This window comes from Marinobacter sp. 2_MG-2023 (assembly GCF_030546935.1).
In the GTDB taxonomy this organism is placed as follows: domain Bacteria; phylum Pseudomonadota; class Gammaproteobacteria; order Pseudomonadales; family Oleiphilaceae; genus Marinobacter.
Genome location: NZ_JAUOPH010000001.1, coordinates 693,428 through 717,496 on the forward strand (window position 1 = coordinate 693,428; position 24,069 = coordinate 717,496).

Here is a 24,069-nt window from a genome sequence, read left to right on the forward strand (position 1 = left end):
TAGTCAAGCTCGGTCATGTACCCGGTTGAGCCGTAAACAGGAGTCGGCCATGAATAAGCAGTCCGGCATACATTACCTCCGTGAGCACAGAGAGGCAGGAAGCAACCAGCCGGTTCCTGTGGAGGTCACACGCATCCGCGACACCGTTGTTGCCGGATTGGGTGACCTGTTGCAAGGCGCTTTTGATGCCGTTGATGATTCGCTGTTCGAGCTGGCCAACAACGCCCGCAGCAACAATGAACAGAATCGCTATTTTGAAGCCATGCGGGAAATTCGCATCAAGCGAAAAGGTGTAGAGCGCCACTTCCAGAATACAGTTGCGCAGTTTTTTTCCAACCCACCTCATACTGGCTCATTTCAAGAAGACGCCCTTGGGCGGCAGGCAAATGCGGACAACCTCGCACTGGTCGGTAATGATGACCTCGAAGAACAGGTTGCGCTGAACGCCATGATCACCAAAGCCAAGGCGCATTTTCAGGGGCCTCTTTTGCAGCTCCAGACCCGCTTCAGCCAGGTCTACGAAGGCGCTACTGACGAAGCGCCGGTAAACCCCATGGCGCCAGAGCACCTGTGCAGTGCCTTTACTGAAGCCATTCAGGCCCTGGAAATTCAGATCCGCGAACGCTTAATCCTGCTCAAGCAGTTTGATCGATACGTTGTATCCAACCTGGGCATGCTTCTGGATGAGGCGAACAGAATTCTTATTCAGGCAGGTGTTATCCCGAATTTCCGTTATCACGGCAAAACCGGAGAACAGCACGTTGCACCTGACGGCCAATCGACCGCCCAGGCTCCGGACGGATCAGAGGAAAACCGCCGGGAGGCCGCAGAAGGCAGCAATGCCGTCTTTGAACAGATTCATCAGTTACTGGCCCGTCAGCGGGCGAACGCAGGTATACCATCCCGGCAGAATGATCCAAATATCCGGATTATCGGGGGGAATGAACTGGCAAGTTTGCTGGCATCATTGCCCTTCTCTACTCAGGATACTGACACAGGAAACAACCTCAGCGAGGGTGAGCCGCTTACCATTGATGTTCGCGATGTGGTGCAACAGATTCTTGCCCAGGCTAATACCAGCGATGGCAAAAAGCCCGCACTCAAAGAGGTCGATGAGGATCTGATCAACCTTGTTTCCATGCTTTTTGAGTTCATCCTCGATGACTACAATCTCTCTGCCCCGGTTCAGGTTCTGATAAGCAGACTGCAGATACCTATACTCAAGGTCGTCATAAAAGATAAGAGCTTTTTCAGCAAGACCACACACCCTGCGCGAAAGCTGCTTAACGCTCTTGCCCGTGCAGGCATCGGCTGGAGCAACAGCGACGAGAAAGCCAGAGACAAGCTTTACGATAAGATTCACGGGATCGTGCAGAGGATCCTTAACGAGTTCGACGGAGACATCGTCTTATTTGAAACGCTTAACGATGAGTTTGAAGAGTTTCTGGCCCGGGAAAATCGTAAAGCATCTCTCGTAGAACAACGTACTCGTGAATCAGAGCGGGGGCGCATCAAGTCCCAGAAAGCACAGGAACTGGTAGACCGGGTTATCAAAGAACGCGTAGCCCGTTATCGGCTACCGGAGCCTACTTATAACATTCTGGTCAATGGCTGGAGCCGCGTTATGTTCCTGGCCTATCTTCGTGACGACGTGGAGCACCGCTGGCAGGAAAGCGTGAAAGTTGTTGATGACCTGATCTGGTGCCTCCATCCACATCAGGAAGACGCAGAAAGGGATCAGTGGGTTCGCGTTGTGCCCGGCCTCCTCAAGTCACTGCGCGCTGGGCTGGAAGAGGTTTCGTATAACGCCTCGAAACTTGACCAGACCATGAGCCAGCTCAAGCACGAACTGGCGGAGGCCTTCCGTGCGAGCTCCAGTGCAGAGCTTGTTGAGGAATCTCCGACACAGGAGCCTGAGCAGGATGACCTCAAGAGCCATATGCAGCCTCAGCCCGAGGATGCGGCCATCGCTGAGTTTGTTGCACAGATCGACGGCATCGAGATAGGCAATTGGGTGGAGTTCCGTCTGGTAAATGGGGCAAGTTTCCGGTGCAAGCTCTCGGCGATCATTGAAGAAGCCGACTGCTTCGTCTTTGTTAATCGCATGGGCCTGAAAGTCATTGAAAAGACACGCGTTGAACTTGCCCACGAAATGCGGCGTGGAAGAATGACTCTGCTGGAACAAGGCGCATTCATTGATCGGGCACTGGACGCCGTTGTCGGCTCCCTGCGCAGCAAAACTGCCTGAACCGGCGCGGATCCTCGGTTAACCTGAGGGTCCGCAGATTCGGCGCAGCTGATCATCCGGTAATAATGGAGTAACCTGAGGTCAATGCTGGAACATGGCAGCAACAATAGCCTTCCGGCGAAGTATCGGATCGCGCTCGCCCTATCAACCGCTTTCCTGATTCACACGCTGTTGCTATCTGGCATTCCTTACGTCGTTCCGGATCCTCCGGTCAATCACCGACAGCAACTCGAACTCGAACTGGTCGCAGCGGGCATTGCTCCCGAGACCCCGCCATCTATCTATACGACAGACCGAGACGGGAAAAACCTCGTGCGCAATCCACCATTTGAGGCTACGCCAGACCAAAGCGAACCATCGCAGCAAAAACCCGTGCTGACAGCCAACCGCTCTGAGCAAAAGATCACCGCAGCTGAACTCGCGAAGCCCGCAACACCCTCACGCCCTGCACACAAGCCATCAAAATCTGGCGCCCGCAAGCAGTCGCCAGACAGCCAAAGCAAAGAAAACACGACCAGAATTACGCAATCGCCTTCCGAACAGGATCCTTACCTGATCAAACTTGCCATGCACCTGGCTACGCAGCTTGAAAGCCGGCGCATACCTGCCATCAGGGAATTGACTCATTCGCACAGCATGGAGATGGAACTTCGTCTACTGGGGAATGGAGCACTTACCAGAGTGAGAGTAATCAAATCGACAGGTATCGAGCAGATAGATACCGCAGCATACCGGGCCGCACTTGCTGCCAGCCCCTACCCTGAACCACCGCCCGATGAGAACGGAAAGAGCCGCTTCGAAGTTAAACTGGTGTTTGCTCCGTCGCGGCTCTGAAAAGCAGAAAAGATAATCAGGCTTCAGTCTGTTTGGCAGCCTCTTTGACCAGCTTCGCCAACTCACCGTTCTCAGACATTTCCATAATAATGTCACAGCCACCTACCAACTCGCCGTTAACATACAGCTGAGGGTAAGTAGGCCAGCTTGAATAAACTTTCAGGCCTTCGCGCAACTCCTGATTATCAAGAATATTAACGAATGCAAAACGTTCGCCGCACGCCATCAGAGCCTGTGACGTTTTGGCAGAAAAACCGCACTGAGGAGCCTGAGGCGACCCCTTCATGTATAGGATAATCGGGTTTTCCGAGAGCTGCGATTTAATGGTTTCGTTGATGTCCATGAACATTCACCTTTAATTGAAAACGGAACAGTGTCTTGCGCTTTCTTACGCTGTTGCATCTGATCTATTGAAAACCATTGTACACTTCTGGCGAGCCCCTCAACAAACTCTGCAATTTGACGCAGAGCAAGCCCCCAAACCGCAGCGTTGTCATCAATGGCGCGAAGGGCTAGACTTGATGCCCCCTTTTTTCATCAATAACTTTTCACTCATCCAAGGCTTCATTACGGTAAGGGCCATCCTATGGCAGCAAGGCATTTTCTGACACTGAATGACATGACCACCAACGAGCTGGAGAGCCTTGTGGATCATGGAACCAGGCTCCGGAACGAATGGCGCCAAGGCAAGGTAAGGGACTCACTTAAAAATCGCGTGCTGGCGATGATTTTTGAAAAGTCCTCAACTCGCACCCGAGTCTCGTTCGAAGCGGGTATGACCCAACTGGGTGGCTCTGCAATGTTTCTTTCTCCACGGGACACGCAGTTGGGCCGCGGGGAACCTATAGAAGACTCTGCGATCGTCATCTCCAGCATGGTGGATGCCGTGATGATCCGCACCTTTGCTCATGAAACCGTTGAAAAGTTTGCAAAAGCATCACGGGCACCGGTTATAAACGCGTTGACCGATGATTTCCACCCCTGCCAGTTGTTGGCCGATATGCAGACTTACCGCGAGCATCGCGGCAGCATTAGAGGCGCCACGGTGGCCTGGATTGGTGATGGCAATAATATGTGTCACTCCTACATTAATGCAGCCACACAGTTCGATTTTCACCTGAACATCGCAACGCCCGAAGGTTACGAGCCAGATCCAGAACTGGTGAAGGCCCACAGTGACCGAGTCACACTCATGCGTGAGCCAGCGGACGCTGCGCGCAACGCAAACCTGCTGGTTACCGATGTATGGGCTTCGATGGGCCAGGAAGATGAACAGAAGGCCCGTGAGAAAGCGTTCAGCAACTATCAGATCAACCAGGCGCTGATGGCTGTAGCGGAAAAAGACGCACTGCTTATGCACTGTCTGCCCGCTCACCGTGGTGAGGAAATTTCTGCTGATATGATAGAGCACCCGAATTCCGTCATCTGGGACGAAGCCGAAAACCGGCTTCACGCCCAGAAAGCCCTGCTGGAATTCCTGATCCTGAACCGCCTGGACTAAGATTTATGAGCTCGCCCGACAACACCGCTCACAACTGGTTGCTCGAAGTAAACAATCTGACCTGTGGATACGGCGGAGACGCTGTTGTAAAAGACGTCAACTTCGCACTCAGCCACGGAGATATCGGCTGCTTGCTCGGGCCCAGCGGTTGCGGAAAAAGTACGATATTGCGGGCTTTGGCAGGCTTTCTTCCGCTGACCGGCGGTGAGATACGCCTGCAATCCCAACAGATAAGCCTGCCCGGAAGAACACTGGCGCCCGAAAAGCGTCGCATCGGTATGGTTTTCCAGGACTATGCTCTGTTTCCACATTTGAGCATCGCCGACAACGTGGGCTTCGGATTACGCGGGCTGGACAAAGCCGAGAAGCGGCAGAAAGTTATGGACCTGCTTCACGTTGTCCACTTGCAGGATCTGGCAGACAACTACCCCCATGAACTTTCCGGCGGCCAGCAGCAAAGGGTTGCCCTCGCGCGGGCGCTCGCCCCTGAGCCGACACTGATTCTGCTCGATGAACCCTTCTCCAACCTAGACACAGACCTGCGCCGCAGGCTCAGCCTCGACGTTCGTGAAATCCTGAAAACCCTTGGCATCAGCGCCATTCTGGTGACTCACGATCAGCAGGAAGCCTTCGCAATGTGCGACCAGGTAGCCGTACTACAAAGTGGCAAGATCCAGCAGTGGGACGTGCCTTACAACCTCTACCATGAGCCAGTGAATCGCTTTGTGGCAAGCTTTGTGGGACAAGGTGGATTTATACCGGGCAAAGCCGTGGGGCCGGACATCATAGAGTCTGAACTGGGTATCATTCACGGAAACCGGGCCTACAAGTGGCCTCCCGGCACTCTGGTAGACGTGCTTATCCGGCCTGATGACATTGTCTACGATGCGGAATCAGACCTGCGCCCGAAAGTGGTGGAGAAGACCTTTGCGGGCACCTCCACGCTTTACCGGTTCCGCTGCTCTGAAGATACCGAATTTGAGGCACTGTTCAGAAGTCATCTGGACTTTCACCTGGGCGAGACAGTACCGGTGCGGGTCGAAGCCGACCACCTCATCGCTTTCGAACGCAACAGCTGATCAAAGGATCAGTTGTTGCTGACCCTCTCTATCGCATCCAGCCAGCCCGCGTACAACGATTCACGCAGCGCGGGGCGCATTTCTGAGTGGAACTGCCGCTCACACTCCCAGAGTTCCGCAATCTGCTCCAGGCTCTCATAAACACCGGTTTGCAGGCCGGCAAGATAAGCCGCGCCTAAAGCCGTCGTTTCTGTGACCCGGGGGCGATCAACCGTAACGTTCAGAATATCTGCCAGGAACTGCATCAGCCAGTCATTGACAACCATACCCCCGTCGACCCTTAGTGACCCCAGAGTTGCCCCGTCATTCAGAATTGCCCGGACCAGGTCCTTGGTCTGGTAACAGACAGATTGCAGCCCGGCCGTAACTATCTCACCAATCCCCGTATCCCGTGTCAGCCCCATGATGGCGCCACGAGCGTGCGGATCCCAGTGGGGAGCACCCAGCCCGGTAAACGCGGGCACCAGATAAACCGAATTTTCCACGCCCACGGTTTCCGCATGGACGGAGGATTCGTTGGCATGGCTTATCAACTTCAAGCCGTCACGCAACCACTGCATGGCGGCGCCAGCCACAAATATACTGCCCTCCACCGCATAGCAGGGTTTGCCACCAAGACGATAAGCCACTGTAGTTAGCAGGCGGTTCTCGGAGCGCACTGCTTTCGAGCCTGTATTGGCCACCAGAAAACACCCCGTGCCATAGGTGCTCTTGGCCATTCCTGGCTTGAAGCAGGCTTGCCCTATCAGTGCCGCCTGCTGATCACCCGCGATCCCGGCCACCATGACCGGCGCACCAAGCCAATGAGGCTCGATTTCACCAAAATCCGCCGCACTGTCGAGAACATCAGGCAACAACGAATACGGGACACGAAACAGCGATAGCAGCTCATCATCCCAACGCTGTTCATGAATATTGAACAGCGCAGTTCTGGACGCGTTGCTGGCGTCCGTATAGTGCGAGCGCCCTCCCGTCAGATTCCAGAGTAGCCAACTGTCTATCGTGCCGAACGCAAGCTCACCAGCCTCGGCCCGAGCACGGGCACCTTCCACATTATCAAGTATCCACGCAATTTTTGTGGCAGAGAAGTAAGGATCGATCAGCAGGCCGGTACGCTCGACGACCGCGCTTTCATGGCCGTCGGTTTTAAGCTTGGTACACAGTGAGGCTGTGCGCCTGTCCTGCCAAACAATCGCGCGATGGATAGGCTTACCTGTCGCCCGCTCCCAAATAACCGTAGTTTCGCGCTGGTTGGTAATGCCGATTCCTGCGAGTTCCGAGGCGTCAACTGAAGCCTGCTCAAGCGCACCTCGACATACACTGAGGGTGCTCTCCCAGATTTCGGTGGCGTCATGTTCAACCCTGCCGTCACTGGGAAAGTACTGGGGAAATTCCTGCTGATCTGCAGCAACACTGGTACCACTCTGGTCGAACACGATCGCACGGGAACTGGTGGTGCCCTGATCAATGGCAAGCAGATATCGGGTCATTACGAATCCTGGCGTCTGATTGTTTACCGGATTCTAGCAGCAGGTTCCAGGAAATAAGAGCATTGGCGAGGATTCGGGAGAGAAACCCCGGAAAGAAGGTGCAGGGTATGCAAAAAAGAAAAAAAAGGACCGGAAACCGGCCCTCAAATGACGAATGAAACAAGGAAAATTCGTAAGAACCACAACGTAGAAGTCATCTCTTACAACCTGATTATCTGTTTCACCTGCAAAAAGTTCAGTAGTCCTTGTGTAGCCGCTTTGTTACATCAGGTGAGAGCCTGAGACCTGTCTCACACTCTCATCAACAACCTGGCTCCAACGGTTTTTTACGCGGCCAGACCAGGCTAAAGCGAGCGCCACCCAGGCTGTCGCTGCGGCTCACGAACGCCTGCCCGTTATGCCAGTAAAGTATACGGCGCACTATAGAAAGGCCAAGCCCATACCCGCCGGAGGTGCGGGTACGACTGTCATCAAGCCGGGCAAATGCGGTAAACACTTTCTCCCACTCTTCTTCCGGTATACCCGGGCCATCATCTTCCACATCGATCCGACAATGGTCCTCATCAATGTGGCAACGGACCAGCACCTTACCCGCCGCATAGCGCCCGGCATTCCCCACAAGATTCTGGATAGCACGATGGATGTAGCGTGGTTCTACGTCAGCCATAGCCCAACGTTCCGTCGCTTCATCGATATCACCTTCGATGCACAGAGCTGGGCGAACACGCTGCTGCTCCTCTACAACCTGCTTCACAATATCGGTTATAGAAGCTTCCTGTAGCGAAAAGACCGGGCCACCCTGTTCCAGACGTGCGTACGTCAGGATCTCGTCAATCAGCTCATCAAGCTCCTGAATGTCCCCATCAATACCATCAAGTTGTTTCTGAAGAGCTTCCTGGCCCTGGCAATCCTCGATCATCTGTACGCCAAAACGTATACGAGCGACCGGAGTTCTCAATTCGTGGGAAACCGCATGAATCATTTCACGCTGAACATTCACAAGCCGCTGTATGTGCTCAGCCATACCGTTAAACGACACCGCTAATCGAGAGACAATCGTGCCCTCTCCGGCTTCTACACGAGCACCCATTTCACCCCGCGCAATCCGTACCGCAACAGACTCGACTTTGCGCAGGTTGCTGTCCAGGTAACGAAGCGCAAGAAGCAGCGACAGCGCCAGCACACTACCTGACACCACCACTAACATAAGAATGACTGGCCATGCCCAAGGGTTAAAGGGCGCAGGCAGGGTGACCTGAATCAGCTCGCCATCAGCCAGCTGCACAAGTACCCGCCCCTTACCTTTGTCTTGATAGAAAACGGAACCGCGGCTGTGCACCCGATCCAGAACCGCATCATCCGGTAAAGCCCCGGGGCCCTGGATTCTCAGAATGGATAGATTCAGTCCTGCCGCCAGCCGCTCAGAGGCGTCGTCCCGCTCTTCCGCCCCAATTGCATCGAGGTGCATCCGCGTAATCTGCGCAGAGGCAACAGCTATATCCTGATAGGGCTCAGATGTCCTTAGCTGCAAGGCTTCCCCATGGAACCCGCTCGCCAGAAACCGGTAACCCAGACTATCTTCCACGGCTACCACCTGACCATAGCCCAACCGCTCACGAATAACCGGAGAGAGCGACAATTCCCCGGCACCTGCAGCTTTGAAGTCATATTGGGAGACAAGCCAGTGATACTGCTGCTCCGGTGCAGGCGAGGAGGCCAGCCAGCGCATCAATGGCTCAGAGAACCGCTCATGCCAGAACTGAGAACGTACGGAGTTGATACCCGTAAAAAGGACAACACAAAGCAGAACCACCAGTGCAGCAAGACCGGCAAGGCGGACGTATAACTTGAGGTAAAACTTCAGGGGCATGTCAACGAACCCTGGCAGGAATACGCCGGCCGGAAACCCCGAGCCGGCGATGAAGACTGAACCGTCAGGCTTCCTTTACAAACAGATAGCCTTTGCTTCGAACCGTCTTGATCCTGCGTGGATGGATGGGGTCATCGCCGATTTTCGGGCGAATCCGGGAGACCCTGACGTCAATGGATCTATCCTGACCATCATATTCGATGCCCCGCAAGGCGGTGAAAATCTCTTCCCGGCTCAACACCCTTCCGGCATTGCTGGCCAGCAACCAGAGCAGGTCAAACTCAGCGCTGGTCAGATCGATACTGACATCACTCAACCAGGCTTCACGCATGGAGCGGTCAACAACCAGGTCGTTGAATTGCAGGCGGGTAGGTTCCTCGCCGCCAGCTTCATCCGCATTATTCTGCGAATTTTCTGTCACACGGCGCAGCATGGCGCGAATTCGAGCCAGAAGCACGCGGGGCTTGACGGGTTTACCGATGTAATCATCCGCGCCCATTTCAAGACCAAGCACTTGGTCCAGGTCATCCGTGCGCGCAGTGAGCATGATGATAGGGCCGGAAAAAAACGGTCTTACACGGCGACAAATTGAAAGGCCATCTTCACCGGGCAACATCAGATCCAGCACCACAAGATCTGGCTGCTCGTTGCGGATGCGCTCAACCGCCGGGCCTCCATGCGTTTCGACTGTTACAGCCAAGCCGTTACTCTCGAGGTATTCCCGGGTCAGCTCGGCCAGCCGCTCATCATCTTCGACAATAAGAATTCGCCAACTTTCGTTCGTCTGTTCCACGCGGTCCATCTCTGGTTTTATTTTTCCAAGTTCAGTTGTCCATCTGTCTCCGACGATACAGACAACCTGATGTAACAGCAATTATACATGCTATTCAAAAATATACATGGAACGTTCCATCAGTTACACCCAGTCACATAGATTGGCCGGATTCACCGCAACCGGAACGAAGCCAACTCAGTTGTTATAGCGGCCGGCCCTGGGCAATTTCTTCGTCTGTCGCCTCACGGCGCCCAATGATTTCCAGATCAAAATACAGGGTAAAGCCAGCTAACGGATGGTTGGCATCAACCCGAATAAGGTTACCGTCAATGCCCATAACCTGAACAATCTGCGCATTGTCGCCTGTGTTGGTTTGGAACTTCATTCCAACCTGAAGGTTTTCCACACCTTCGAACATCGACTTGGGAATCTTCCGCACCAGATCTTCCCTGTGCTCACCATAAGCCATGGAAGGCGGCACGGTTACCTCAAGACAATCCCCGGCGTTACGATCTTTCACTGCCTCCTGGATACCCTTGATAATATCGGGGCTGCCGTAGAGAAAATGCAGAGGCTCACTGCCCTCTGAGGTATCAACCAACTCGCCGAGTTTGTTCTTCAGCACGTAGTGAACAGTAAAAACGTCCGGTCTTTTTTGGGAATCTTGCATCAGGGTTTCGAGTTTCCTGTATCCGATGGGTTTTCTGTCAGTTGCAGGCCGTGGACCACAAGGCGTTGATCCAGTTTTTCACGCAGCCCTGAAGGCTGGTCAAGGCCCATTCGTTGCAGTAGCTCTGTGTAGCGGCCCTCTTCATCTTTGGCCCGAAGAGCCTGCAAGAGAGTGAATAGTTTACCACGGCGGCTCGCCGTTTCAGACTTGAGTTTCTTAAGGGCTTTACCCAATACCAGCTCCTGATCGGTAAAATCCCGACCAAAGGGAAACGCCGGAAACCAATCTTTGCCGCCAGCCTCTGAAAACAACTTTGCGATGGCATCTGGCGTATTGTTCAGCCAACTCTCCGGAAGCCGGAACGCTGAATCAACCTTCCCGGCTTTCTGGGCCTGGCTAAGCAGAGACTGTTGAAAACGGGAATCCGCAATGCGGATCAGGCGCAGATAGACTTGCTCATCCGGCTGACCGCGCAGGTCAGCAATTCCGTATTCGGTGATCACCACATCACGGAGATGACGGGGAATCGTGCAGTGGCCGTAGTTGAATATAATGTTCGAGACCGCCTCACCCTTGGTTTTGCGGGTACTGCGCAAGGCGATAATAGAACGAGCACCGGGCAGCTCATGCGCCATAGACACAAAATTGTACTGACCTCCAACGCCACTGATCACCCGACCATCCTCAAGCCCATCCGAAACTGCAGCGCCACTAAGTGTGTACATCATTGCAGTATTTATGAACCGGCTATGAACACGCTGAGCGGCCTTGAGACGTTGGTTACCGAAGCGGTGATCATAAAGATGATTAATGAAGTTAACGCTGGTCATACAGATTCGATCACGGTCCTCATCAGAGAGCTCGCGCAGCAACTGATAGAACTGTTTGGGCCCCAGATAAAAGCCACCATGCATGGCAACACCACCGCTTAGCTTGTCCCCTAGCGCCAGGGCCCCAATAGCCTCCCTGGACTCAGGCTTATCCAGATCACCATCCAGCGTATGGTCACCTACCCGCAAGCGACCACCTTTGAATTCAACTTCATTTCGCAGAATCCCGTAACGGGTCAGCCAGTTCACGTCGCGGGCGCGCAAGGGCGAGTCAATCAGCCCTTCACGTCGCAAAACATCCAGAGTTGTCAGGGAAACAGCACTCCCAATCTCACCGTTATTAATCAGCGTTTGCAGATCGGCATGGTCATAAACTTCGCGCCGGAGAATACCCTCCTGCAGAAGATACAGAAAGCCATCCACCATCATTTCGCTGCAGCCGTATAGCCCCTGCTCAAACGGCCCGACACCACCTTCTTTTACTGCAAGGGGGAAGTACTCCGCGACTTTCAGATAGTCAAAAACAGCCTTCCAGGCATCGTTATTCTTGTGGCGCAAAATGGCGCTATGCACAAGCGCCGCGCCAAGCGATCCTATTCCCAGCTGCAAGGTGCCGCCATCCTTCAACAAGGTACTGGCGTAAAAGCCAATCAAATGGTCTTCCGGGCTTATGGCCATCTGGGGCGCGGAAAACATCGGATATTCCGAAGCCTCGTGTTCAAAAATCATATCGAACTGGTCTTCGGATATAGCGGCGTCACGACCAAACCAGGGTAGCTGGCGATTGACTTCACCTACGATAGCTACCGGGGAACCCGCTGCCTCCAGATCTCTGAGCATTGGGACAAGATCCAGAGTCAGGTCCGGGTTACAGCTCATGCTCACCATGCCCGGAGCGTCGTGCAATTCACCCGGCGCAACCATCTGGGCGACTACATTTACCCCCATATCCATCAGATCGCGCGCCGCGTGCGTGTAGTTCGTGGATATGTAGTGGCGCTGCTGGCTCCGATTGTTGAGGGCACTGCCGGCTTTGAAAAAGAACTCCGAAACCTGAACATTGGAGGGCAACCGGTTATTGCTGACATCCTGAGCGTACTGCAGGTCCGGGATGCCATCGTAAAGGCGTTCCGCTATCGGACCCATAAAGCGCTTTTCCAGAGAGGAACTACCGGAGGGGGCGAGCAGTGAAAGCGCAGTGAATATCCGCAGATCTATCTCCGGGTCGTCCTTTGCCCTCTGATAAAGCGCATTCACAAAGCGGATCGGCTTTCCGAGCCCCAAGGGCAAGCCCAGTGTAATCTTCTTGCCAACCCGGCGGATTACTTCATCCACACAACGTTCCGTGTCATCCAAACGCTCAATGCTGTTTACCGCCATATCAAAACCCTCATTGGTCGATCAGCTTTTATAATATGAGGATCATCACATGACCTATGTGATCAGACAATGCATCAGATCATGAATACGACCTTTAACCGGTCTTGATCAGACGGTATAGAAAAACGAGGAGGCAAAACATTCGCTCAAAGCGAGCGAGACAAGATCTTGCAGCGGAATTAACGGCGAACTAAAAATGCAGGGGTGCGATAATCGGGATCAGAAGTTCCACTTCAGATTCAGGCAGGCGCCTTCATTCAAAAGTGCAATTCCATGGTCGGCCTGCGCAGGCTGAGAGGCGTATTGCTTGCCCGTACTCTCGCTACGAACCAGCGACAGACTCAGCAAGCGCGATCCGATTTCGGCAACGGCATCAGCGTCGTCATCATAATCGCCAGACATCCGCTGCTGTAGCTCGTAGACGTCTTCAGTGGTCATGATTTCGCTCAGTTCATCAAACCCGTGCCCAGCAGCTTCGGCGCGAACTACAAACGCGGCGACGTTGAGAACCAGCAATGTGATAAATATGCGAATAATCATGATGTTTGCGATGACCTTTCAACCGGATCAGAAGTTTACTTATACCATAGCCTAAAGTCTAACCCCTGAGCGGCGAAAAGATGTGAAATTGCACACAATTGCGACGCCTTTTTGTCACAGCTTCACTCACTTTTTGTCAAAAAATGATCCCCTGTATTGCAGAATGTAACAGCCAACCTGACCAAAACAAAAATAGATATATTATTCAATAATTTATAATCAAACCAAGCCGTATCTTTCATCACGGACAAGGATAGGTAAACTCCCCGTGAATCGCCTCAATCGCTTCCAGTGTATCCGGGCTTAGCTGCACGCTGAGCGAGCCGAGGTTTTCCTGAAGCTGCTCCATGGTGGTAGCACCAATAATATTGCTGGTCAAAAAGCTCCGGCTGTTTACAAAAGCCAGGGCCATCTGAGCCGGGGAAAGATTGTTCTGGTGGGCAAGTTCAACATAGGCGCGAGTTGCATCCGCACCACCCCCGTTGTTGTAGCGGCTGAAGCGCTCAAAGAGTGTAAGGCGTGCTTTTTCAGGCCACTTACCACCCATGTATTTGCCAGATAGCATCCCGAAGGCCAGAGGTGAATAGGCCAGCAAGCCAGTACGCTCCCGATGGGCAATTTCCGCGGTACCGACTTCAAAAGACCGATTCAGCAAATTATAGGGGTTCTGAATGCTGGCGATCCGCGGCAAGCCTAGTTCTGTGGCCAGACGCAGATATTCCATAATGCCCCAGGGCGTCTCGTTGGAGAGCCCGATATGCCGCACCTTTCCCGCATCCACCAGCTCTCCGAGGGCAGACAGTGTTTCCTCTATCGGCGTGAACTTCTCTTTCGGGTCGTGTTCATAACCAAGCTTGCCGAAAAAGTTGGTGTTACGGTCCGGCCAATGCACCTGGTAAAGATCGATATAGTCCGTCTGCAAGCGCTTCAGGCTGGCATCACAAGCTTCAATAATATGATTGCGGGTCAGGCGGGGGCCATTGCGCAGATAGCTCAATCCGTTGCCAGGCCCGGCGACTTTCGAGGCAATCACCAAATCGTCGCGGCGCCCGCGTTGCGCCAGCCAGTTGCCCAGGTAGGTTTCAGTCAGCCCCTGGGTTTCTGCACGCGGCGGCACCGGGTACATTTCTGCCGCATCAATAAAATTCACACCTTCAGAGGTCGCGTAATCCAGCTGTTCAAAAGCTTCCTGCTCAGTGTTCTGCTCGCCCCAGGTCATGGTTCCCAGGCAAATCAGGCTGACGTCAATGTCGGTACTTCCAAGCTTTCGGGTTTGCATAGCGTTAGCGTCTCCGCTTCAGATTATTGAGCGAGTAATGAAAACGTCGCAGGAGTGTCGCGTAACTGTCACTCAGCTCTCTCATAGTGAATGCACGCAAAGCAACTCCTGGAAGCATCGTGATTAAAAGCAATCAGGCTAATCCGCGAGAGCAACACATTACCATCGTTTCTGAAACGTTTCCGCCGGAAATCAATGGCGTTGCCAATACGTTGAAACACCTGTGCCAGGGACTCATTCAGAAGGGTCACAGGGTCACTGTTGTTCGCCCACGGCAACGTGGCGAACGCAAGAACATTGCGCCAACTACAAATGAAGCCTTGTTCTCCCGGGAATATATTGTGACCGGCCTGCCCTTGCCCGGCTATGCAGACCTGCGGTTCGGTGTGACCACCAGCGGAGAACTCCGGCGACTCTGGCAAACCAACCGGCCGGATACAATCTATGTGGCCACCCAGGGGCCTCTGGGCATAGCTGCCGCGTCTGCGGCCCGAAAAATGGGAATACCGGTCAGCTCAGGATTTCACACCAACTTCCACCAGTACAGCCGATACTACGGCGTCGGCGTTCTTGAAAAGCTGCTTTGCAGCTACGGCCGCTGGTTTCACAACCGCACAGCCATCACCCTGGTTCCCACCAAAAAGATGCAGCAGGTCACCGCAAAAATGGGCATCACCTCCACCGGTGTCTGGAGCCGCGGGGTCGATTGCAATCACTTTGCACCACACAAACGGGACGAATCACTTCGCGCAAGCTGGGGGCTCGACGACAACAGCCCCGCAGTGCTTTATGCGGGGCGGCTAGCCGCAGAAAAAAACCTAAAAATGGCGGTGGCTTGCTACGAACGCATACACAAGCTGCACCCCCGGGCCAAATTTGTGCTGGTGGGCGATGGCCCCATGCGAAAACAACTGGCCGAGAAACACCCCGACTACATTTTTTGCGGCACCCAGCGGGGCAATGAGCTCGCCCGCCACTACGCCTCCTGCGACCTGTTCCTGTTCCCAAGCAAAACCGACACCTTTGGCAACGTTGTCCTTGAAGCCATGGCCAGCGGTCTCGCCGTCATTGCTTACGATGACGCCGCAGCCCGGGAACACATCCGGAACGAGGAAAACGGCATAAAGGCTCCGCTGACCATGGATGAGAAATTTGTCAGCGGGGCACTCCGGCTGATTAACCAACCAACCCTGCTTAACCGTATTCGCGAGCAGGCCCGGCAGGATGCCCTGAAACTGAGCTGGAATTCGCAGATAGAACAATTCGAGCAGCTCGTGCTAAACCAAAGCCCAAAGGCCCGATACTATGCAAACAACAAGCAAAGCATCTCGCTTCTTTGAATCGGCAGATCAACGCGAGTACGCCTTCTGCCAGCGCATCAACCGAATAGTCAGATTCCGGGTAGTACTCCATTACTTTCAGCTGGTGAGCCGTTTGGGTGACGGATGGTTCTGGTACGCACTGATTCTAGCCATCCCCTTCCTGAGTCCCGAATCTGGTGCCGGCCTGGCACTGCTGATGACGCTGACAGGTCTGACCTGCACCCTGACCTATAAACTTCTCAAGCACAGGCTGATCCGCGAACGACCGTTTATATCCTTTCCTTCTATTAATTGCGGTACGCCGCCACTAGATCGCTACAGCTTTCCTTCCGGACACACACTTCACGCCGCATGCTTTCAGGCCATGCTGTTCGCCACCACACCCACCCTGGCACTCGCCACTCTGCCATTTACATTAAGCGTGGCCGCATCCCGGGTTGTGCTCGGACTGCACTACCCTACCGACGTTGTAGCTGGGGCCTTGATAGGAAGCCTGATGGGTTATCTGTCAACTGTGTACTTTCTCACCGATTTCATCGCCTTGTTTCCAGGCTGACATCAGTCGAATAACCGGAGCTGGGTGACGGGCGCATCATCATTGCGAAAACGCACACCCAGGCCCAACAGGCGAACCGGCCGCTCGCGGTTGGTTACTAGCTCGGTCAGAAGCGGCAGATAGTCCTCAAAAGCCGGCTCTTTTATATTCTCCCGCACGCGTTCCAGTGTGTGCGTGGAAAAATCACTGTACCGTATTTTGATAAACAGCTTATGGATGGGCTTCTCGCGCCCCTTGCGGGAAAGCCGCAGGTTAAGGTCGGCAACCAGTGATGCCAGCACAGTTTCGCAGGCCGACATGTCGGGCAGATCCTGAGAGAAGGTACGCTCGACACTCACAGACTTGGCAATCCGCGAAACAACCACGGGCCGATCATCCCGGCCATAGGCCATTTCGTGCAGGCGATATCCCTGTTTACCAAAACGCTCAATCAGCACCTCAGCGCCCAGCGCCTGCAAATCACCACAAGTCTCTGCGCCGAGTGCGTGTAGTTTGGCCGCCGTCACCTGCCCCACCCCGAACAGCTTCTCAATCTTTAGATTCCGCACAAAATCGTCGATATCCTCGGGTTTTACTACAAACAAGCCATCAGGCTTTTGCCAGTCGCTGGCAATCTTGGCGAGGAATTTGTTGGGCGCCACACCCGCAGAAATGGTAATCCCCACTTCGTTTTTTACCCGCTCCCGCAGGTAACGGGCCATTAGCGTGGCACTGCCCCGGTGATCAGCAACATCAGATACATCCAGAAAAGCCTCATCCAGAGACAAAGGCTCAACAAGATCTGTGAGTTCGCGGAGGATTGTCATAATCTGCTGTGAAGCTGCCCGATAACGGGGGATATCCGTTGGCACGGTTACCAGGCCCGGGCACAAACGTCGGGCTTCACTGCCCGGCATAGCCGAACGCACACCAAACGCGCGGGCCTTGTAATTACAGGTAGTGACAACACCCCGGCCGCCTGCACCGCCCACGGCAAGGGGAACATCACGCAGTGTTGGGTCATCACGCATCTCTACTGCCGCATAAAAGCAGTCACAATCCACGTGGATGATCTTGCGTTGAGGCATAATGACTGCGCTCGCGTCGGGTTTCTGTACATTTATACAGCCTTGTATCTTAAAGTAAGATGCTGAGAATGTCAGGAACCCCTAAGATCACTACCTGATATCATCGAGAGGCCTCATGACAAACCCCATTCCAGACTCAGAACGCACCGAGATAGAAGCAGCCGCATTTCGTCGCCTGGTTGGGCATTTACGGGACAACCCTAAGGTTCAAAACATAGACCTGATGAACCTGGCCGGGTTCTGCCGCAACTGCCTCTCCAAATGGTACCGGGCTGAGGCCAGCGAGCGAGGCTTTGAGATCTCTGACCCCGACGCCCGCGAAGAAATCTATGGCATGCCCTACGAAGAGTGGAAGGCGGCTAACCAGACAGGCCCCAAGCAGGATCACAAATAATGAACGTGAACGATGCACTGCGTATCCACCTGGCTTCGCTGGATGGTGGCCATGCGGATTTCGGTGACACCCTGGCGCTGATCGAACAGCACTTTCATTACGAGCCGACGGGGTTCCATAACGGTCCGGAATTCAATGCAGCAGGTGAGAACGCAGGCTCCTGCCAGGTATTCGGTATCGCTCAATACTGCAATCTGAACGAAGCCGACACTCTCAAGCTATTTGCGCAGCATTATCAGCAGGTTCTGGACAACCCGGCGGATGACAGCCACGGCAACATCCGGCAGTTCATCAGCACAGGCTGGTCCGGCATCCGTTTTGATAATGCGCCGCTGCGCCTGCGCGAAGCACCATATGAGCCAGACATCAGGGAAGAGACCCATTCATGAGCGACACCGCCACCTCCGGGGTAAAACAGGGGTTCCAGCTGAGAAGCGCCAGCGTTTCCATGACAGCGCTCGAACTCTACTACTTCGACGATAACGAATTCGAAGAATCACTGAAGAACACGATCAGCCAGGCTCCCGGCTTTTTCCGGGATACCCCTCTTATCATCAGCCTGGAAAAATACGAAGGCCTGGACAGCGAGCTGGATTTTTTCAAAATTATCGGCACCTGCCGCCGAAACAACATCCACGTGATTGGCGTTCGCGGCGGCACAAACGATCAACGCCGTCTGGCCAGGGGAGCCTCTCTAGCCCTGATGCCGGGCAACGGCCAGAGAGATCGGGCCCATGAAACCGGCGCCGCACCTGAAAAAGTACCAGAGTCCCCTGCTGCACCTGTACCTCCGGCGGCGCCGGCAGTCGTTCCGGCCAAGATAATCACCCAGCCCGTTCGTTCGGGCCAGCAAGTCCTTGCACCGGAGGGAGACCTGGTTATTCTGTCATCGGTTCAGGCGGGCGCTGAAGTGCTGGCCGCAGGCAACATTCACATCTATGGACCACTGCGAGGCCGGGCCCTGGCAGGTATCCACGGTGCCGAGTCTGCAAGAATCTTTTGCCAATCACTTGAGGCAGAGCTTGTGTCCATTGCCGGACACTATAAAATCTCCGAAGATCTTCAAGACAGTGGCTGGAAAAACGCTGTACAGATTCAACTCAGGGACGATCTGTTGGCGGTAACGCCACTGGATAAGGCCTGATACCGGAATCGAACCTAATAATTTGACCGGTTTAACCGGCAGACACGACGAATCCACCGAGAAACAGGAATTGAACCTTGGCCAGAATCATTGTCGTTACCTCAGGAAAGGGCGGCGTTGGTAAAACCACCACCAGCGCCTCCATAAGCACCGGGATTGCCAAGCGTGGCCACAAAACCGTCGTGATTGACTTCGACGTAGGCCTACGCAACCTCGACCTGATCATGAACTGCGAACGCCGTGTAGTGTATGACTTCGTAAATGTCATACAGGGCGAGGCAACGCTGAATCAGGCGCTGATCCGGGACAAACGGGTCGATACGCTCTATATCCTCCCAACATCCCAGACCAAGGAGAAGGAAGCTCTCACTAAAGAGGGCGTTGAAAAAGTCATCAACGAACTCTCCGAAACCTTCGATTACATCATCTGCGATTCGCCAGCAGGCATCGAGCACGGTGCGATGATGGCTTTGTACTATGCGGATGAAGCCGTTGTTGTGACCAATCCCGAAGTTTCCTCCGTTCGGGACTCGGACCGCATTCTGGGCATTCTGCAAAGCAAGTCCCGACGCGCTGAAATGGGCCAGGATCCGGTCAAGGAGCATCTACTGCTGACTCGTTATAACCCGGACCGGGTTGAGCGCGGCGAAATGCTTTCTGTCGGGGATGTTCAGGAGATTCTCGCCATTCCGTTGCTGGGCGTTATCCCGGAAAGCCAGATTGTTCTCAACTCCTCAAACCAGGGGTTGCCGGTTATTCTGGAAGCCGAGAGCGATGCCGGCCAGGCTTACGATGACGCAGTTGCACGCCTTCTGGGGGAGGAGCGTGAACAACGCTTCATGACCAACCAGAAAAAGGGCTTCTTCTCACGGATGTTTAAAGGGGGCTGACGGATGAGTTTCCTCGATTATTTCAGAGGCAAAAAGACCAGCTCTGCCAATGTGGCAAAAGAGCGGTTACAGATCATAGTGGCTCACGAACGCGGCCAGCGCGATCAGCCCGATTATCTGCCGCAGATGCAGCAGGAGCTGCTGGAAGTGATCCGCAAATATGTCCAGATCAGTGATGATATGGTGCAGGTTGAAGTTGACCGTAATGGCAGCTGCTCCGTTCTGGAACTGAACGTTACCCTGCCGGAACGCTGAGCCAGTTCAGGCCAGACAGACCGACATAACAAAGCACCTGTCCGTGTTCTGCGGGCAGGTGCTTTTTACTTATGCCCGGGTGCTACCACCGGGCGAAATGATCCTCTACCAAGCCCTTCAAGCCCTGAACAGCAACTTTCTTGCCCTCCTCATCAGTAAGGGTGCCATTAAAGGTACCAACATACTGACGGAAATTAGACGCCAGTATGCCTGCATTCAGTTTCTCCTTACGCGCCGCTGCCGGTTCAAAATGCAGATCCACCCGCCCATCTTCAGTGGTTACATGCCAGTCGCCGCCAGGGTGGTAACGGTCGAAGTGAAACCGGGCAGCACCGAGCCTCTGGCATTTCCCGCCCAGCCATAACGCATTTTCTGTCATACCGGTTTCATTAACGCCAGCGGCGAGATTAATCCCTATTGAACGGCCATCTGTTAGTTGCCCGGCCAGGCTCGCCCAGTTCCAGGCGGTTTCACGGCGCATGAAACCACAACTCCAGTCAATGGCGCCATGGGAGGCCTCGTCACACCGCCAGATGCGATGCCCCCAACGAATTTCACCCTCTACCGACAAACCCGCCGACTTACGGGTAAACACCCAACCGTTGTAACCGGCAGGGCACACAAGCCGCAAAGGATCATTATCCTCTGTCAGCCTGAGCTCCACGCGTATACCCCCTGGCGCAGACACCGAAATAGACCGCCCCCCGGCAAAAGGCAGGATACGCATGGAAACATCCCCTTTAATGAACGCAGCTGAACCATGCTCCGGGTAGGGTTCTATTCGGGTTCCCCTGGCCAGGGGGCTCATAAAGCTGTGCTCAAGCATCTGCCCAGATGCGAAATCATAAAGGTAGAAAAAACCATTCCCCAATAGTTTCAGGTCCACCATCGCCAACCCGAATACCCACCCCGGGCCGGTCGCACTCACAAACTGGAACTGGTTGAAACGCCAACGCCGGGCCAGCTTGGAACGCGGGCGATCCATCACCGTTCGCAAGTCGTAATCCAGATAGTTTATTTCGTCTACCGGTTGGTGAAGCACACCCGGAGAGATGTGCCCTTTCGCATCGATCAGCTTTGTGTTGGTCATGTTTATAGTCAAATCAGGCCGTTTTCACGAACTGCTTCCCCGGGCCGCTACCTGGTTCACAATCCCCGTTTCGGGAGCCATAAGGCCCAACACCTCGTGTTAGACTCAGCCCACGATAATAAGGAAGTGTAGCTTATGAGCAAGACCGGAGCCCATGGCTTGAGACGCTGGGCCTCAGTCATCAGCGGCGTAATTTGCGCCCTTTTGGTTTCAGCCATGGCCGCGGCCACCGCCCGCGCCGCACTGCCCGCCGAAAACAGCGAAGCATGGAAGCTGCGCAAGGAGGCTGGCGATATTCGGATCTACACCACGGACCAGAACGACTCCAGCTTTCAGGCGTTCAAAGCGGAAGCTCTGCTCGACGCGCCCATCGAATCCGTCATGGCCGTGATGGTGAACCCCGCATCCTGTGTCGAGTGGGTACTTAACTGCACAGAATCCTATGGTGTAGATAAAAACAGCTTCAACGATCGCTACGCCTACTCAGTAAACGACATGCCATGGCCGGTGACAGACCGGGATTATGTGCTTCGCATTCGCACCCGGGGAAACGAAAGCTCCGGCGAAATCACCATGGAAATGAGCGCCACTCCCGGCAAACGGGCAGAGAACAGCAACCGGGTAAGAGTTGACCGTTCAGACACTCTGTACAGGTTTACCCCCGAAGGCCGCAAAACCCGAATGATATGGGTACAACATACCGATCCCAACGGCGCCCTCCCCGGCTGGTTGGTGAATACACTCCTTGTCGATATACCCTTGAGTTCCATGCAAGAGCTGCAACGGACAGCAGGTCTGGAGCAGTACCAGGGCTTCCGGCTGGTGTACGACGAAGATGGTCAACTGGTTGATGTACGGCAACCGCATGACAACTGAGACGTGACGGACAGAAAATGAAAGGCTAAGCTTTGATGCAAGACTTCCCATGGCAGAGATCACCCAATGACAGTGCTCGCATTTGAAATAATGACGCCCAGCATCAAGGCCGTACCTCAATCCTGGACAATGGATCGTCTGGCCCGATTTCTGACCGATAACGAAATAACCGGCAGCCCGGTTACAGATGAGTCGGGCGAAATTGTCGGCATTGCCACACTCAAAGACATTACGGAATTCCGCTGGAATGCCAAGCAGTCTGAGGCCGACAACGAACTTACAGAAGAGGACCAGCAGGAAGCACGTCGTTTGCGCATGGTGCTTTTTGAGGAAATGGGCAAAGTGCCGGTGGAAGTCCGGGATATCATGACACCCATCGTTTTATCGGTAGACGAGATCACGCCCGTACGCGATATAGCAGAGATCATGATGCGAGAGCACCTGCATCGTATTTTTGTCACAAGAGATTCAAAAATAACCGGTATTGTAACTACCTATGATATGCTGAAAGTCATCTCGAATGAGGAGCTTACGAAACGCTGCGCCAGTAACAACTGAACCATCACAGAGGTAGCGCCTGCTATGCCCGAAGCACCGGCAAAACGAACAATGTATGTCCTCGATACCAACGTCCTGATCCACGACCCGAACGCCCTCCTGAATTTTGAAGAACACGATGTCATCATTCCGATGACTGTCCTTGAAGAACTCGACGGGCTTAAATCCGGCAAGCAAAGTGTAGCGGCTGATTGTCGCCAGGCAATCCGCAACATTGACCGACTGCTTGGTGATGCGAGCCCCAAGGATATTGAAAAAGGCGTTCCCATTGTACGGGCTACAAAGGCAGAGCCTCTGGGCACCCTGACCATCTTGATGAGCACCGAGCACACCGGCAGCAACTCATTGCCGGAGCATCTGAACGACAACAAGATTATCAATACACTTGCTGCGCTTCAGGAGCGGCACAAGTCCCGGGACATCATTCTCGTAAGCAAAGACATCAACATGCGGCTGAAAGCCCGTGGCTTTGGTGTTGAGGCCCAGGATTACCATAACGACCAGTTGGTTGATGATATTGACCTGCTGCCAAAAGGCTACATCGAATTCCCGAACTCCTTCTGGGACACCATTGCCAAAGTGGAAACCGTGCAGCGGGAAGGGGTAACTGAACACGTTCTCCAGCGGGAAGGCGAGCTGGCCAAACTCAACATCAACGAGTTCGTACTTGATGAACAAGGGTTTATCGGCAGAGCCGTCAACATTACCGATACCCAGGTAATCATCAGGGATCTGCACCAGCACGATCTGATGAATGAAGAAGTATGGGGCCTGGTGCCTCGGGATATCTATCAGGCCATGGCCCTCAACCTGCTTCTGGACCCGGATATCCATCTGGTGAACCTCACCGGTTCAGCCGGTTCAGGCAAGACCATTCTGGCGCTGGCTGCCTGCATCGAGATGACCGTTGCAAGCAAACTCTACAAACGGATTATCGCCACACGCTCAACCCAGGGCCTGGATGAAGACATTGGTTTTCTGCCCGGCACCGAGGCGGAGAAAATGGAGCCCTGGCTGGGCGCCATCGTGGATAACCTGGAAGCACTGCACGAAGACGATGAGAACATGACAGCCAGTGTGGACTACATTCTCAGCAAGGTACCCCTGCACTTCAAATCCATGAACTATATTCGAGGCCGCAGCTTCCAGCACAGCCTGATCATTATTGATGAATCCCAGAACCTGACTCCGCACCAGATCAAAACCATCATTACCCGCGCGGGCAACGGTTCCAAGGTAATCTGCCTGGGCAACCTGGCGCAGATCGACACACCTTACCTGAGCGCCTTGAGCTCCGGCCTGACCTACATGACCGAACGCTTCAAGGCCTTCAACCACGGTGGGCACATTCACCTGCAAGGTGTGCCGCGCTCGCTATTGGCGGAGTTTGCGGAAGCTAACCTGTAGAACGGGTTGGACAA

The 24,069-nt window shown here is 54.0% G+C and carries 24 protein-coding genes; 14 read left to right on the forward strand and 10 right to left on the reverse strand.

The window, feature by feature from the left end; translation table 11 throughout:
- The first annotated feature begins 49 nt into the window (after positions 1 to 49).
- Complete coding sequence (locus tag Q4501_RS03060; RefSeq protein ID WP_303594058.1) at positions 50 to 2,248, forward strand: DUF1631 domain-containing protein; 2,199 nt, start codon at positions 50 to 52, stop codon at positions 2,246 to 2,248.
- Positions 2,249 to 2,332: 84 nt separating this feature from the next.
- Positions 2,333 to 3,082, forward strand: coding sequence for a TonB family protein (locus Q4501_RS03065; protein WP_303594059.1), 750 nt, complete (start codon positions 2,333 to 2,335; stop codon positions 3,080 to 3,082).
- A 16-nt stretch (positions 3,083 to 3,098) separates the two neighbouring features.
- On the opposite strand, the gene grxD is transcribed toward Q4501_RS03065, so the two are convergent.
- Positions 3,099 to 3,425, reverse strand: coding sequence for a Grx4 family monothiol glutaredoxin (grxD, locus tag Q4501_RS03070; protein ID WP_303594061.1), 327 nt, complete (start codon positions 3,423 to 3,425; stop codon positions 3,099 to 3,101).
- 243 nt (positions 3,426 to 3,668) lie between these two features.
- Between grxD and argF the strand changes: the two genes are divergently transcribed.
- Together argF and Q4501_RS03080 are read left to right on the forward strand one after the other, a co-directional pair.
- A complete protein-coding gene (gene argF / locus Q4501_RS03075; RefSeq protein ID WP_303594063.1) occupies positions 3,669 to 4,583 on the forward strand; it encodes an ornithine carbamoyltransferase in 915 nt (304 codons plus the stop codon).
- Between the two features lie 5 nt (positions 4,584 to 4,588).
- Positions 4,589 to 5,662 (forward strand): ABC transporter ATP-binding protein, encoded by a 1,074-nt coding sequence (locus Q4501_RS03080; protein ID WP_303594065.1) that lies wholly within the window; start codon positions 4,589 to 4,591, stop codon positions 5,660 to 5,662.
- Between the two features lie 8 nt (positions 5,663 to 5,670).
- Here Q4501_RS03080 and glpK read toward each other — a convergent pair whose 3' ends face one another.
- From glpK to Q4501_RS03115, 7 genes are all read right to left on the reverse strand, one after another.
- On the reverse strand, positions 5,671 to 7,152 hold the full coding sequence (gene glpK, locus Q4501_RS03085; RefSeq protein WP_303594066.1) for a glycerol kinase GlpK: 1,482 nt from the start codon (positions 7,150 to 7,152) through the stop codon (positions 5,671 to 5,673).
- 301 nt (positions 7,153 to 7,453) lie between these two features.
- Positions 7,454 to 9,022, reverse strand: a complete 1,569-nt coding sequence (locus Q4501_RS03090) for an ATP-binding protein (protein WP_303594067.1) — start codon at positions 9,020 to 9,022, stop codon at positions 7,454 to 7,456.
- 64 nt (positions 9,023 to 9,086) lie between these two features.
- Positions 9,087 to 9,824 carry a response regulator gene (locus tag Q4501_RS03095; protein WP_303594068.1) on the reverse strand — a complete coding sequence of 246 codons (738 nt, stop codon included), beginning with the start codon at positions 9,822 to 9,824 and terminating at the stop codon, positions 9,087 to 9,089.
- Positions 9,825 to 9,999: 175 nt separating this feature from the next.
- Entirely contained in the window at positions 10,000 to 10,467 is a 468-nt protein-coding gene (locus tag Q4501_RS03100) for a peptidylprolyl isomerase (RefSeq protein ID WP_303594071.1), read from the reverse strand.
- Positions 10,467 to 12,677 (reverse strand): acetyl-CoA hydrolase/transferase C-terminal domain-containing protein, encoded by a 2,211-nt coding sequence (locus Q4501_RS03105; RefSeq protein ID WP_303594073.1) that lies wholly within the window; start codon positions 12,675 to 12,677, stop codon positions 10,467 to 10,469. The genes Q4501_RS03100 and Q4501_RS03105 overlap by 1 nt, the downstream gene beginning before the upstream one ends.
- A gap of 219 nt (positions 12,678 to 12,896) precedes the next feature.
- Complete coding sequence (locus Q4501_RS03110) at positions 12,897 to 13,217, reverse strand: hypothetical protein (protein WP_303594074.1); 321 nt, start codon at positions 13,215 to 13,217, stop codon at positions 12,897 to 12,899.
- Between the two features lie 241 nt (positions 13,218 to 13,458).
- On the reverse strand, positions 13,459 to 14,496 hold the full coding sequence (locus Q4501_RS03115) for an NADP(H)-dependent aldo-keto reductase (protein WP_303594076.1): 1,038 nt from the start codon (positions 14,494 to 14,496) through the stop codon (positions 13,459 to 13,461).
- 119 nt (positions 14,497 to 14,615) lie between these two features.
- On the opposite strand from Q4501_RS03115, the gene Q4501_RS03120 reads away from it, so the two are divergent.
- Together Q4501_RS03120 and Q4501_RS03125 are read left to right on the forward strand one after the other, a co-directional pair.
- A complete protein-coding gene (locus tag Q4501_RS03120) occupies positions 14,616 to 15,836 on the forward strand; it encodes a glycosyltransferase family 1 protein (protein WP_303594078.1) in 1,221 nt (406 codons plus the stop codon).
- Positions 15,802 to 16,374 (forward strand): phosphatase PAP2 family protein, encoded by a 573-nt coding sequence (locus Q4501_RS03125; protein ID WP_303594079.1) that lies wholly within the window; start codon positions 15,802 to 15,804, stop codon positions 16,372 to 16,374. Before Q4501_RS03120 ends, Q4501_RS03125 begins: the two co-directional genes overlap by 35 nt.
- Positions 16,375 to 16,376: 2 nt before the next feature.
- Here the strand turns inward: Q4501_RS03125 and dinB are convergent, their stop codons facing one another.
- Complete coding sequence (gene dinB / locus Q4501_RS03130) at positions 16,377 to 17,441, reverse strand: DNA polymerase IV (RefSeq protein ID WP_303594080.1); 1,065 nt, start codon at positions 17,439 to 17,441, stop codon at positions 16,377 to 16,379.
- 115 nt (positions 17,442 to 17,556) lie between these two features.
- Here dinB and Q4501_RS03135 point away from each other — a divergent pair, with 115 nt between their 5' ends.
- The 5 genes from Q4501_RS03135 to minE all read left to right on the forward strand — a co-directional run bounded on the left by Q4501_RS03135 (position 17,557) and on the right by minE (position 20,124).
- A complete protein-coding gene (locus Q4501_RS03135; protein ID WP_303594081.1) occupies positions 17,557 to 17,835 on the forward strand; it encodes a DUF1244 domain-containing protein in 279 nt (92 codons plus the stop codon).
- A complete protein-coding gene (locus Q4501_RS03140) occupies positions 17,835 to 18,224 on the forward strand; it encodes a HopJ type III effector protein (RefSeq protein WP_303594083.1) in 390 nt (129 codons plus the stop codon). Before Q4501_RS03135 ends, Q4501_RS03140 begins: the two co-directional genes overlap by 1 nt.
- On the forward strand, positions 18,221 to 18,979 hold the full coding sequence (minC, locus tag Q4501_RS03145) for a septum site-determining protein MinC (RefSeq protein ID WP_303594085.1): 759 nt from the start codon (positions 18,221 to 18,223) through the stop codon (positions 18,977 to 18,979). The genes Q4501_RS03140 and minC overlap by 4 nt, the downstream gene beginning before the upstream one ends.
- Positions 18,980 to 19,056: 77 nt before the next feature.
- Positions 19,057 to 19,869 (forward strand): septum site-determining protein MinD, encoded by an 813-nt coding sequence (minD, locus tag Q4501_RS03150; protein ID WP_303594087.1) that lies wholly within the window; start codon positions 19,057 to 19,059, stop codon positions 19,867 to 19,869.
- Between the two features lie 3 nt (positions 19,870 to 19,872).
- Positions 19,873 to 20,124, forward strand: coding sequence for a cell division topological specificity factor MinE (gene minE, locus Q4501_RS03155; RefSeq protein WP_303594088.1), 252 nt, complete (start codon positions 19,873 to 19,875; stop codon positions 20,122 to 20,124).
- A gap of 82 nt (positions 20,125 to 20,206) precedes the next feature.
- Here minE and Q4501_RS03160 read toward each other — a convergent pair whose 3' ends face one another.
- On the reverse strand, positions 20,207 to 21,214 hold the full coding sequence (locus Q4501_RS03160; protein ID WP_303594090.1) for a DUF2804 domain-containing protein: 1,008 nt from the start codon (positions 21,212 to 21,214) through the stop codon (positions 20,207 to 20,209).
- Between the two features lie 135 nt (positions 21,215 to 21,349).
- Here Q4501_RS03160 and Q4501_RS03165 point away from each other — a divergent pair, with 135 nt between their 5' ends.
- The 3 genes from Q4501_RS03165 to Q4501_RS03175 all read left to right on the forward strand — a co-directional run bounded on the left by Q4501_RS03165 (position 21,350) and on the right by Q4501_RS03175 (position 24,055).
- Positions 21,350 to 22,090: an START domain-containing protein gene (locus tag Q4501_RS03165; protein WP_303594092.1), complete on the forward strand. Its 741-nt coding sequence runs from the start codon at positions 21,350 to 21,352 to the stop codon at positions 22,088 to 22,090.
- A gap of 66 nt (positions 22,091 to 22,156) precedes the next feature.
- Complete coding sequence (locus tag Q4501_RS03170; protein WP_303594094.1) at positions 22,157 to 22,648, forward strand: HPP family protein; 492 nt, start codon at positions 22,157 to 22,159, stop codon at positions 22,646 to 22,648.
- A 51-nt stretch (positions 22,649 to 22,699) separates the two neighbouring features.
- Positions 22,700 to 24,055 carry a PhoH family protein gene (locus tag Q4501_RS03175; protein WP_303594357.1) on the forward strand — a complete coding sequence of 452 codons (1,356 nt, stop codon included), beginning with the start codon at positions 22,700 to 22,702 and terminating at the stop codon, positions 24,053 to 24,055.
- Positions 24,056 to 24,069 lie beyond the last annotated feature (14 nt).

Coding starts and splice junctions, on each gene's coding strand:
- glpK (WP_303594066.1), bottom strand. CDS start 7,152: ATGACCCGATATCTGCTTGCCATTGATCAGGGCACCACCAGTTCCCGT.
- Q4501_RS03170 (WP_303594094.1), top strand. CDS start 22,157: ATGACAGTGCTCGCATTTGAAATAATGACGCCCAGCATCAAGGCCGTA.
- argF (WP_303594063.1), top strand. CDS start 3,669: ATGGCAGCAAGGCATTTTCTGACACTGAATGACATGACCACCAACGAG.
- minC (WP_303594085.1), top strand. CDS start 18,221: ATGAGCGACACCGCCACCTCCGGGGTAAAACAGGGGTTCCAGCTGAGA.
- Q4501_RS03140 (WP_303594083.1), top strand. CDS start 17,835: ATGAACGTGAACGATGCACTGCGTATCCACCTGGCTTCGCTGGATGGT.
- Q4501_RS03080 (WP_303594065.1), top strand. CDS start 4,589: ATGAGCTCGCCCGACAACACCGCTCACAACTGGTTGCTCGAAGTAAAC.
- Q4501_RS03060 (WP_303594058.1), top strand. CDS start 50: ATGAATAAGCAGTCCGGCATACATTACCTCCGTGAGCACAGAGAGGCA.
- Q4501_RS03115 (WP_303594076.1), bottom strand. CDS start 14,496: ATGCAAACCCGAAAGCTTGGAAGTACCGACATTGACGTCAGCCTGATT.
- Q4501_RS03160 (WP_303594090.1), bottom strand. CDS start 21,214: ATGACCAACACAAAGCTGATCGATGCGAAAGGGCACATCTCTCCGGGT.
- Q4501_RS03065 (WP_303594059.1), top strand. CDS start 2,333: ATGCTGGAACATGGCAGCAACAATAGCCTTCCGGCGAAGTATCGGATC.
- dinB (WP_303594080.1), bottom strand. CDS start 17,441: ATGCCTCAACGCAAGATCATCCACGTGGATTGTGACTGCTTTTATGCG.
- Q4501_RS03175 (WP_303594357.1), top strand. CDS start 22,700: ATGTATGTCCTCGATACCAACGTCCTGATCCACGACCCGAACGCCCTC.
- grxD (WP_303594061.1), bottom strand. CDS start 3,425: ATGGACATCAACGAAACCATTAAATCGCAGCTCTCGGAAAACCCGATT.
- Q4501_RS03100 (WP_303594071.1), bottom strand. CDS start 10,467: ATGCAAGATTCCCAAAAAAGACCGGACGTTTTTACTGTTCACTACGTG.
- Q4501_RS03135 (WP_303594081.1), top strand. CDS start 17,557: ATGACAAACCCCATTCCAGACTCAGAACGCACCGAGATAGAAGCAGCC.
- Q4501_RS03095 (WP_303594068.1), bottom strand. CDS start 9,824: ATGGACCGCGTGGAACAGACGAACGAAAGTTGGCGAATTCTTATTGTC.
- Q4501_RS03110 (WP_303594074.1), bottom strand. CDS start 13,217: ATGATTATTCGCATATTTATCACATTGCTGGTTCTCAACGTCGCCGCG.
- Q4501_RS03105 (WP_303594073.1), bottom strand. CDS start 12,677: ATGGCGGTAAACAGCATTGAGCGTTTGGATGACACGGAACGTTGTGTG.
- Q4501_RS03165 (WP_303594092.1), top strand. CDS start 21,350: ATGAGCAAGACCGGAGCCCATGGCTTGAGACGCTGGGCCTCAGTCATC.
- Q4501_RS03090 (WP_303594067.1), bottom strand. CDS start 9,022: ATGCCCCTGAAGTTTTACCTCAAGTTATACGTCCGCCTTGCCGGTCTT.
- Q4501_RS03125 (WP_303594079.1), top strand. CDS start 15,802: ATGCAAACAACAAGCAAAGCATCTCGCTTCTTTGAATCGGCAGATCAA.
- minE (WP_303594088.1), top strand. CDS start 19,873: ATGAGTTTCCTCGATTATTTCAGAGGCAAAAAGACCAGCTCTGCCAAT.